Consider the following 5,096-nt stretch of genomic DNA (forward strand, 5'->3'; position numbering starts at 1 on the left):
GTTCGGGCAAGTCGACACTGCTCAATCTGGTCGCCGGCTTCGAGACCCCACGGTCGGGCCGCGTGCTGGTCGGCGGTGTCGATGTCAGCGCCGAGCCGGCCTCGGCGCGGCCGGTGTCGATGGTGTTCCAGGAGAACAATCTCTTCGCGCATCTTTCCGTCGAGCAGAATGTCGGGCTCGGCCGCTCGCCATCCCTGCGGCTGACCGAGGCGGACCGCGCTGCGGTCGCCGAGGCGCTTGCGCGCACCGGTCTTGCGGGCAAGGAGAAACGCCTGCCGCGCGAGCTCTCCGGGGGCGAACGCCAGCGCGTCGCCCTGGCCCGCGTGCTGGTGCGCGACCGACCGGTGTTGCTGCTCGACGAGCCCTTCGCTTCGCTCGGACCGGCTTTACGCGACGAGATGCTGGATCTGGTTGCCGCCGTTCATGCCGAACGCGCCATGACAGTGCTGTTCGTCACCCACCAGCCGGAGGATGCACGCCGCATCGGCGAGCATATGGTGTTTGTCGACAATGGGTTGGTCGCCGCCACCGGCAAGGCTGATGATTTCTTCGCCGGGGCTGGTCCGGAGGCGTTCCGGCGCTATATCGGCGCGGGTGCCGGATATTCCACATCACGCGATGTTGCCCGGAAGCGGACATAATTTACGGTCAAACCGGCTCCAGGCGATGTGGCGTTTGCTTGCCATGACCGGGGGAGTGTGGCTAGGTCCGCCCTACCGGTCCGGCACAGGCCGTGATTTGCCTGCAGTATCCGGCGCCCGCCCCTGGGATGGGCCGCGGATACTGCAGCAGTTTGAGATATGGCACGTGAACATTCTGAAGATCGTCCCCGATTTTCAATGTCATGTGCCGGGACCCGAAAGGAAGCCGTTCTGGCGATCGGCGCTAACACATTGGGAATGAAACCGCTGGCGCGCTTTCTCGCGCTGGCCGGCTTTGCCGTGGCGTTGGCAAGCTGCCAGATGTTCACGCCGCCGGAGGTTCAGGAATCCGGCTTCCAGCCTTCCGACAAGCCGATCACGGTGGACAATGTCGGCGCCAACAACAAGCTCGCCGAATTGGCCAGGGCGCAGCATCCGCGCATCCTGGCGACCTATGGCGGCGAATATTCCGATCCCAAGCTCGAGCGCATGGTCGCCAAGGTGGTCGGTAGTTTGACGGTGGTGTCCGCCAACCCGACACAGACCTATCGCATCACCATTTTGAATTCGCCCAATGTCAATGCCTTCGCGCTGCCGGGCGGCTATCTCTACATCACGCGCGGCCTCCTGGCGCTGGCCAATGATTCGGCCGAGCTTGCAGCTGTCATCGCGCATGAGATGGGCCACGTCACCGCCAATCACGGCTTGCAGCGCCAGCAACTCGAGGCAGAGGAAGGCCTGGCGACCAAGGTGGTTTCCGATGTGCTCGGCGACAGCCCGACCGCCAAGGCGGCGTTGATCCGCGGCAAGCTGAGGCTCGCGCAATTCTCGCGCAACCAGGAGCTGGAAGCCGACGCCATCGGCATCAAGTCGATCGGCGAGGCCGGCTACGATCCTTTCGCCGCCGGCCGCTTCCTGCAATCAATGTCGGCCTACACCGATTTCCGCTCGATCAGCGGCGCCACCGACGCCAGCCTCGATTTCCTGGCCACGCACCCCAATACGCCGCAGCGCATCGATCTGGCGCAGCGCCATGCCCGCCAGTTCGGCGCGCCGGGCGTCGGCACGCGCGACCGCGATTCCTTCCTCGCCGGCATAGACGGCCTGCTCTATGGCGACACGCCGGAAGAAGGCTATGTACGCGGCGAAACCTTCCTGCATCCGGGCCTTGGCGTTTCGTTCACGGTACCGGACGGCTTCATCATCGACAATTCGGCGGCAGCGGTGACGGCCACCGGCCCCGGCGACATAGCGATCCGTTTCGATGGCGTGTCGATCGACAAGAACCGGGCGCTGACGGACTATATCCGCAGCGGCTGGGTGGCTGGTCTCGTCGACAGCAGCGTCAGGCAGGAAACCATCAACGGCAACGAGGCAGCGACCGCGCATGCCGGCGCCGAAGGCTGGCAGTTCGACATTGCGGTGATCCGCGCCGGCGGCCAGGTCTACCGGCTGCTGACCGCGGCCCCTTCGGCCAGCACGTCGCTGGACACAATCGCCCGCTCGGTCAGCGGCTCGTTCCGGATCTTGAGTGCCGCCGAAAAGGCGGCGCTGAAGCCGCTGCGCATCCGCGTCGTCACTGTCCAGCCTGGGCAGACGATGGGTTCGCTTTCGGCGCAGATGGTCGGCGTCGACCGTAAGCTCGACCTGTTCCGCGTCCTCAACGCGCTGTCGCCTGGTGCCGCGGTTTCGGCCGGCGACAAGGTCAAGATCGTCACGGACAAGTAGGCACCTGCGGACGCCTGCCGCCGTTCAGGCGGCAGTCGCCATGAACTCCGGATTCTGCTTCACCAACGCGACCTTCAGCTTTTCCATGGCGCGGGCCTCGATCTGGCGGACGCGTTCCTTGGAGATGCCGAGGGTTTCGCCGAGCGCTTCCAGCGTCGCGCCCTCGTCGTTAAGCCGGCGTTCCTCGATGATCCTCAACTCCCGTGCGTTGAGCGCGCGAAGCGCCTCCCTCAGCCAGAGCGAGCGGCGCGCGACATCGATCTTGTCGCCGACGATCTCGTCGGGCAGCGGATCGTCCGAGACCAGGAATTCCATGCGCTCGGTCGAACCCGCATCGTCGGCAACCGGCATGTTGAGTGAGGAGTCGGGAGCCGACAGCCGCGAATCCATCATCGCCACGTCGGCTTCGGAGACGCCGAGTGCTTCCGATACTTCGCGATAGAGCGTTGCGTTTGACAGTGGCTCGGCGCCATTCGCCAGCCGCGCGCGCAGGCGTCGCAGGTTGAAGAACAGCGCCTTCTGCGCCGAGCTGGTGCCGCCACGCACGATCGACCAGTTGCGCAGGATATAGTCCTGCATCGAGGCCCGGATCCACCATGTCGCATAGGTCGAGAACCGCACCTCGCGCTCCGGCTCGAAGCGGGCGGCGGCCTCGAGCAGTCCGACATGACCCTCCTGGACCAGGTCGCCGAGCGGCAGGCCGTAATGGCGGAATTTGGAGGCCATGGAAATGACCAGCCGCATATGCGCGACGGTGATGCTGTGCAGCGCGTTCTGGTCGTTGTCCTCTTTCCAGAGCAATGCAAGCCGATGCTCTTCGTCACGCTCGAGGTAGGGAGCCTTCATCGCCGCGCGGACCATGATCCGTCCTGCCGTGTCTTCCATCATGAGGCGCTCCCTGGGTGGTGCGGATGACTTTGCAAACTTGGCTGGCGCCTGGGTTGAAATGGCGGCGTCGTGCCCTAGAACAGCCAGAACTGCCATGCGCGGGAAAGGTTCCGCGACCGTGGCTGCGGGTATGTGTTGCCTGGCGGACTCCGGGGACTACCCGCGATAGCCGTGATGTCGGCTGGAAAGCGCCAGTTTGAGTATCTGATTTCAGAAACTGATTGTTTTTGGAATTCTGTTCCTTATTTTTTCGACTTGCATCTGTCAGTTTCCAGCGCTCACAATATGCCGGTCGGCCGGCCAAGGACGGGATCACAGAAAAATGAAATGGCTCAAGTCGCTCATCATCGCCGGAACGCTGCAGGCCTTGGCTGTCACCGCAGGCCATGCCGGCGCCAATCTCGACCAGATCAAGCAGGCCGGGGTCATCAAGGTCGGCACGGAAGGCACTTATGCGCCATTCACCTATCATGACACTTCGGGCGCACTGGTCGGCTTCGACGTCGAAATCGCCAAGGCGATCGCCGACAAGCTCGGCGTCAAGGTCGAATTCCTCGAAGGCAAGTGGGACGGGCTGATCGCCGGCCTCGACGCCAATCGCTATGACGCCGTCATCAACGAGGTCGGCATCACCGATGCCCGCAAGGCCAAGTACGACTTCTCCGATCCTTACATCGCCTCCAAGGCGGTGCTGATCGTGCGCGGCGACAACACAGACATCAAGACCTTTGCCGATCTCAAGGGCAAGAAGTCGGCGCAGTCGCTGACCTCGAATTTCGGCAAGCTGGCCGAAACGAACGGCGCCGAGCTGGTCGGCACCGATGGCTTCGACCAATCGATCCAGCTGCTTCTGACAGGCCGTGCCGACGCCACGATCAATGACAGCCTGTCGTTCCTCGACTTCAAGAAGCACAAGCCCGACGCCAATGTGAAGATCGCCGCGCAAGAGGAAAACGCCGACTATTCCGGCGTCATCGTGCGCAAGGGCGATCCGGAGCTGGTCGCGGCGATCAACAAGGCGCTGGCCGACATCAAGGCCGACGGCACCTATAAGAAAATCTCCGACACCTATTTCGGCCAGGACGTTTCGAAGTAATCTATGAGGCGGGCCGCTCCGCGGCCCACAGGACATATCGAGCGGCGAGTCGTCTTTGACGGTCCGCCGCTTTTGTCGTGATATGTCGCGCCTCGACGAAAGCCTCGACTTATTTGGAGGGTCTTACGTGCCGCACTGGCTGCAACTGATGCTGGAGTCGCTGCCTTCGCTGTTGTGGGCGGCGCTGATCTTCACCGTGCCGCTGACGCTGTTGTCCTTCGTCCTTGGGCTGACCGTTGGGTTGGGTGCGGCGCTTGCCCGGCTGTTTGGTCCGAAACCGCTGGTCGCGCTGGTGCGCTTCTATGTCTGGATCTTCCGCGGCACGCCGCTGCTGGTGCAGCTGTTCCTTATCTTCTACGGCCTGCCGTCGGTCGGTATCCTGCTCGACGCCTTCACGGCGGCGTTGATCGGCTTCACGCTCAACATCGGCGCCTACACGTCGGAAATCATCCGCGCGGCCATAGGGTCGGTGCCGAAGGGCCAGTGGGAAGCGGCCTATTCGATCGGCATGACCTGGAGCCAGGCGATGCGGCGCACCATCCTGCCGCAAGCCGGCCGGGTCGCGGTGCCGCCGCTTTCCAACACCTTTATCTCATTGGTCAAGGATACGTCGCTGGCCGCCGCCATCACCGTGCCGGAGATGTTCCAGGCGGCGCAGCGCATCGTCGCCACCACCTATGAGCCGCTGATCCTCTATGTCGAGGCGGCGATCCTCTATCTGGCGCTGAGTTCGGTGCTGTCGG

General features: G+C 63.5%; 5 protein-coding genes. 4 read left to right on the forward strand and 1 reads right to left on the reverse strand.

The features are described from left to right. Together EN879_RS23740 and EN879_RS23745 are read left to right on the forward strand one after the other, a co-directional pair. Window positions 1-641, forward strand: a 641-nt coding sequence (locus EN879_RS23740; RefSeq protein WP_127274281.1) for an ATP-binding cassette domain-containing protein, incomplete at its 5' end; no start/stop codon positions are given. Window positions 642-899: 258 nt separating this feature from the next. Further along, the gene (locus EN879_RS23745; protein WP_024502938.1) at window positions 900-2,369 is read left to right on the forward strand and encodes a M48 family metalloprotease; all 1,470 of its coding nucleotides are present in this window, start codon (window positions 900-902) and stop codon (window positions 2,367-2,369) included. Window positions 2,370-2,393: 24 nt separating this feature from the next. Here the strand turns inward: EN879_RS23745 and EN879_RS23750 are convergent, their stop codons facing one another. Further along, complete coding sequence (locus EN879_RS23750; protein ID WP_013529172.1) at window positions 2,394-3,257, reverse strand: RNA polymerase factor sigma-32; 864 nt, start codon at window positions 3,255-3,257, stop codon at window positions 2,394-2,396. A gap of 322 nt (window positions 3,258-3,579) precedes the next feature. Between EN879_RS23750 and EN879_RS23755 the strand changes: the two genes are divergently transcribed. Both EN879_RS23755 and EN879_RS23760 read left to right on the forward strand, forming a co-directional pair. Next, window positions 3,580-4,353, forward strand: coding sequence for an amino acid ABC transporter substrate-binding protein (locus tag EN879_RS23755; RefSeq protein WP_013529173.1), 774 nt, complete (start codon window positions 3,580-3,582; stop codon window positions 4,351-4,353). A gap of 127 nt (window positions 4,354-4,480) precedes the next feature. Continuing rightward, a partial coding sequence (locus EN879_RS23760) for an amino acid ABC transporter permease (protein ID WP_164774546.1) occupies window positions 4,481-5,096 on the forward strand: 616 nt, incomplete at its 3' end.

It is taken from the genome of Mesorhizobium sp. M7A.F.Ca.AU.002.02.1.1 (genome assembly GCF_003998535.1).
Lineage (GTDB): Bacteria > Pseudomonadota > Alphaproteobacteria > Rhizobiales > Rhizobiaceae > Mesorhizobium > Mesorhizobium ciceri.

Excerpts from the sequence above, each read along its gene's own strand:
- EN879_RS23755 (WP_013529173.1), top strand. The coding sequence starts at position 3,580 with ATGAAATGGCTCAAGTCGCTCATCATCGCCGGAACGCTGCAGGCCTTG.
- EN879_RS23750 (WP_013529172.1), bottom strand. The coding sequence starts at position 3,257 with ATGATGGAAGACACGGCAGGACGGATCATGGTCCGCGCGGCGATGAAG.
- EN879_RS23745 (WP_024502938.1), top strand. The coding sequence starts at position 900 with ATGAAACCGCTGGCGCGCTTTCTCGCGCTGGCCGGCTTTGCCGTGGCG.